Consider the following 5,178-nt stretch of genomic DNA (forward strand, 5'->3'; position numbering starts at 1 on the left):
CCATCACTTCACAAAGTCGTCCAGAACGGGTGGGGACCACTCATTGTAGCGGCGATCGTCGACCGCATCGCGCCCAGCGGGACGCGTCACGGCTTGTTGAGTCAATCCGATCGCACGTGGGATTAGCCGTTTCGCGCAAGCGTACGGGCATGCATCATGTCGATCACTCACCGGCGCCCGTAGGCTCGCGCCAAACGGCTGATTAAATCAACAAGCCGTCACGCCATTGGCTCACGCCACGTCCGGAGACGCGGCACCGGCTTGATCGACTGCTACTGCAGGATCATGTCGTCGACGGTCATGCCGCCGGGGATCATCGGCAAGACGTGCTCTTGGTAGGGCACTTCGACATCCAAGACGTAGGGGCCGGGATGGGCGATCATTTCACGGATCGCACCTTCCAAATCGGCTTTCTTTCTCACCGTCGCCGCACCGCACCCATATCCTTGCGCGATTTTCACAAAGTCGGGATAACGCTCGGTGGCGTAGGAGAACCGTTCCGCGTCGCTGTTGCCGCTGGCTTCGTTGTGACTGATCGGTCCCAAGTAGGTGTGGGCTCGGTTTCGATCCATGAAGCGATCTTCCCACTGAACCACCATTCCCAGGTGCTGGTTGTTGAGCAAGAAGACTTTGACGGGCAATTCTTCGCAGAAACACGTCGCCAGTTCTTGGACGTTCATCTGGAAACTGCCATCGCCGTCGATGTCGATGACCAAGGAATTCGGCAGCGCCGCTTGAATCCCCATCGCACACGGCAATCCGAATCCCATCGTGCCCAGTCCGCTGCTGGAGTGCCAGGTGCGGGGGCGTCGGAATCGGTAGAACTGTGCCGCCCACATCTGGTGCTGCCCGACGCCGACGGAGATCTGGGCGTCCATGTCCGCGGTGATGTCACTGAGCGTGCGGATCGCGTGTTGCTGCAAGATCCCGTCGAACTCGGTGTCGTACTTGAAGGGGTACTTCGCCTTGAGTTCTTTGCAATGCTCGCGCCAGGGTTCGATGTCGCACTTGGTGACGGTCTTGTTCAGGGCGTTGAGCACTTGTTTGACGTCGCCGCGAACCGGGATGTGGGCTTCCTTGTTCTTGTTCAGTTCGGAACCGTCGATGTCAACGTGGATGATCTTGGCGTCCTTGGCGAACGCTTCGACTTTCCCGGTCACACGGTCGTCAAAACGAACGCCCAACGCGATCAACAGGTCGCAATCCCGGACGGCATAATTGGCGTACGCCGCGCCGTGCATCCCCAACCAGTCCAGGGAGTTTTCGTTGTCCGGCGGTACCGCACCGATGCCCATCACGGTGGTCACGGTCGGAATGCCCGTCTTGTTGATGAACTCGTTGAGCTCTTCGCTGGCGTTGCCCAAGATGATTCCGCCGCCGGCGTAGATCATCGGGCGACGGGCGAGTCGGATCGCGGCGGTGAGCTGACGAATCGTCTCGCTGGCCACCGGCGGGGGCGCCGCTTCGTAGCCGGGCAGATTCATCGGCGGATCCAAATCCAAGTTGCTCGTCACGTCGGACAATTGGACGTCCTTGGGCAAATCGACCAACACCGGCCCGGGGCGACCGCTACTGGCGATGTGGAACGCCTCCTTCATCACTCGCGGCAATTCGCTGATGTTCGTGACCAGGTAGTGGTGCTTGGTGATTCCGCGGCAAACCTCGACCATCGGCGTTTCTTGGAACGCGTCCGAGCCGATCGCTCGGGTGGGAACCTGGGCGGTCAGACAGACCATCGGAATGCTGTCCAGTTTGGCGTCGGCGATGGCGGTGACCAGGTTCGTGGCGCCTGGGCCGCTGGTAGCCAGCACCACGCCGACCCGACCGGTCGAACGGGCGTAACCTTGGGCGGCAAACGCCCCCCCCTGCTCGTGACGCGGCAAAATTGTCCGGATCGAATCGCCGTAACGCGTCAGGGCCTGGTGCAACGGCATGCTGCATCCGCCCGGATAGGCGAATAGTACATCGACCCCGTGATCTACCAGTGATTTGACAATGATGTCGGCTCCGGTCATCACGCGGTTTTCAGTGTTGGCAGCTTTTGCGGTGCTCATGAGTGGGAAATTGCTAGGACGAAATGGAAATGGAGACGTCGAAAGTAGAAAAACTGACATTTACGTGGCAGGGAGAACTTCCGAACCTAGCTGCTAACGTAAGTGGGGGCCGAAGCTTAGGCAATGCGAAAAACACCCGGCAAAGATGACTAGTTGGTTCAATTTGGCAGCAATCGCCTTGGGCGGAGCGATCGGATCGCTCTGCCGATACGGCCTGACACTCACCGCGGCGGCGCTGCCGGGCGGGTCGACGATGCTGGGAACCACGATCGCCAATCTCGTCGGATGCGGCCTCTTGGGGGCGTTGTCTTCCCTTGACCCGACGCAATCGGAGTCGATTGAGCGATTAATGCTTGCCCTCCGGGTCGGATTCCTGGGCTCGTTGACCACGTTTTCCACGTTCACGGCCGAGTCGTCGATGCTCGCCGGCGAGGGACGCTGGGGGGCATCGGGCATCTACGTCCTGGCCAACTTGATCCTCGGCTATTTGGCGCTGATTCTCGCGGGCCACCTAGTCAGGTGGTGGATTCAAACATGAATGGCGGAACTTTGATGCACCAGACAGACCACAACCATGGACGCCGCGACCCTCATCCGTGGGCGGAGACACCCACCGCAGCCCCCCTTCCCACCACCGCCGTTGGCGGTCGCTTCGGCATTCCACGGCCTCCCCGCGAGTGGGCCACTTGGATCGCCGCGATCCTGTTGTTCGCGCTCCTCGGCACGCCGTCAGCCCTTGCCCAGCCAGCTCCCAACGGCCCCGACACCCTGCGATCGCTGCCGCCCATTCAAGCCATCCCGATCACGTCGGGCGCCGGCTCCAAAGGCACCGCCCCGACCGCGCTGACGTCTCCGCCCTATTGCGATAGCGACACCCTACAAGCCTCCGCGACGATTCGAGCGTTGCAGTTTTGGGGCCAGGATCGTGGCGTTGCAGTCGGCGACCACGGCAGCATCGTTGTCACTGCCGATGGCGGACGATCATGGAAGGAGGTGGAAAGCGGTGTGCAGTGCCGACTCAATGACGTCCTGTGGGTCGATGACCGGCGAGTCGTCGCCCTCGGCGGCGGCGTGGACGTGGTCACGCGAATCAGCCGCGGCGTCATTTTGGTCAGCCAGGATGCCGGAGCGTCGTGGCGTCGATCGGGCGATTCCGAGCTGCCGTTGCTGCACTCGATCGAACGCTCCCGTGGTAACCACTCCGGCGACCGGCGTGCTTCCATCACCGCCGTCGGCGCCCCGGATCCGATCACCGGCGCCACCTCGTTTCAGTCGCGCGACGGCGGACGAAGCTGGCAATCCATGCTCGACCCGCAAGCGACTGCAACGACCGACTCACTGTCACGCAACACACTGCCAGGATCATCGATCCGGCCGACCGCGACCGCGGAACAGTCGGCGAGCTTGTCCGACCGAGTCAAAACGCGATCGATCATCCGCGCCTCGTGTCGTCTGGACGATCAAACGATCTTGTGCGCCGGCGACCATGGAAACATTTTTCGATCGACCGATGGAGGACGAACCTGGTCGGTTGTGCGGTCGACCGACGCGCCGCAAGGCCCGCCCGGATCCTGCGCGATGTTGGTGATCGCCGCCAACGAAGACCAGATCCCGTGGACGTTGATCGGACGCGAAACATTGGAAAAACGATTGCGTTGCAATCTGATCGTCGGGACGCGCTCCCCACCGACGTCTCATGCATTGGACCAAGCCGCGATGAGACTCGGTGTCGCGGCGGTGGACTCGTTTCCGGCCGCGGACGAAAACGATTCGCTGGTGACACTGCGACGTTGGATCGACGTCCACCAGCCACCGATCCTTGCCCTCAGCGACGCACTGCCTGCGGAAACCAAAACGGCGCTGCTGCAACACGCCGTCGCCGGCGGTACCGAAAAAGTGGTCGAGTTCGCATTGCACGGACGCGGCGAGACGCTTTTGCACGACAGCGCGATGCTTCCCGACAGCGGCGTGCTGGCGGGTGACTTCGCCGCAGACGGCTTGATGTTGGTGTCTGATTTCGAACTCGCCAGCGGCGCCGAAGCCGCAGAGAACCCTTGGGTCGCCATCAACACCCGTTACAGCGGAGGTTCCCAACTCGCACGCGGCGACAGTCTAGGTCTGGGCGTTCGCCTGAACCGTGGGCATCGCTTGCCGCCGCGCCAGAGCAAAGCCAGTCGCCGAAGATTGAACATCATCCAAGGGAGACTGAAACAGCAGGCGGCCATCACCGAGTTGCTGATGACGCAAACGGGCGTCTCACAACAGGTGACGCCCGACGAGTTCGCCGAAGCGCTGAGCCGACTGCTGGATCAAACCAGCCGCGAAGATCAATTTCGGTCCGCCTGGTCGATCGCGCGACGGTCGATCGGTCAACCGAACCCGATCGCGGTGTGGAATGAGATCGCGCGCCGATTCAGCGATTCCTCCGCCGCCCAGCTTCTGGGACTCCACGCCCGCGCACGCCAACAGAGCCAGGAATGGGACCGGCATCGGGCGCTGATCAACCGCCTGCGTTCCGCGGGCGAACCGACCGCCTCGGGCGAACCTGCCGCAACGCCCTTCAGCAACGTCCAATCGCTGCCCGACGCTGCCCAAGAACTGTTGCCGACCGGCGGCGGTCATGCAGCTATCGTTTCGCCGTTCCAATCCAACCGCAGTGCGACCCCGGATTCGCAACCGACCGTGATCCAAGCCTCCGCGGCACTGCCCCTCGGCAATCACCGATTCAACGGCCTGCACCGACCCAATAGCCTGCTCACCCCCTTTCGCCAGACATCCGAACACACGGCGGATCACCAAATCGATCTGGCCTGGCAAATGCATCCGGTTCGCTTGATCGTCGAAGACGCGTTGGCTCGGCATCCGCGAAACACAACCGAGCAGGCCACAACCGAGCAGACCGATGAAGCCCCCACCGAAGACCCCGTGGCCGAACACGACTTCTCCGCCGACGTGCGTCGTATCGCCGATCTCGGGTCGCCCTGGTCCAGTTTGCTTCAGCCGTCTTCACGCCAAACCGCGATCGCCGCAAGAACCGTTGAACCTCCGCGGTTGGACGGCCAACTCGACGAATTGTTCTGGAACGCCCCAGGGATCCGATCCGCGCAAACACGAGGCCGGAGAC

3 protein-coding genes are annotated in these 5,178 nt (G+C 62.1%); 2 read left to right on the top strand and 1 reads right to left on the bottom strand.

The window, feature by feature from the left end:
• Positions 1 to 272: 272 nt before the first annotated feature.
• Entirely contained in the window at positions 273 to 2,054 is a 1,782-nt protein-coding gene (gene ilvB / locus ABX749_RS20920) for a biosynthetic-type acetolactate synthase large subunit (RefSeq protein WP_372897683.1), read from the bottom strand.
• Between the two features lie 145 nt (positions 2,055 to 2,199).
• Between ilvB and ABX749_RS20925 the strand changes: the two genes are divergently transcribed.
• On the top strand, positions 2,200 to 2,592 hold the full coding sequence (locus ABX749_RS20925) for a CrcB family protein (protein ID WP_145214321.1): 393 nt from the start codon (positions 2,200 to 2,202) through the stop codon (positions 2,590 to 2,592).
• Positions 2,589 to 5,178: WD40/YVTN/BNR-like repeat-containing protein (locus ABX749_RS20930; protein WP_372897684.1), on the top strand; the 2,590-nt coding region annotated here is incomplete at its 3' end. The genes ABX749_RS20925 and ABX749_RS20930, both read left to right, overlap by 4 nt.

This window comes from Stieleria sp. (assembly GCF_041595215.1).
Taxonomy (GTDB): domain Bacteria; phylum Planctomycetota; class Planctomycetia; order Pirellulales; family Pirellulaceae; genus Stieleria; species Stieleria magnilauensis.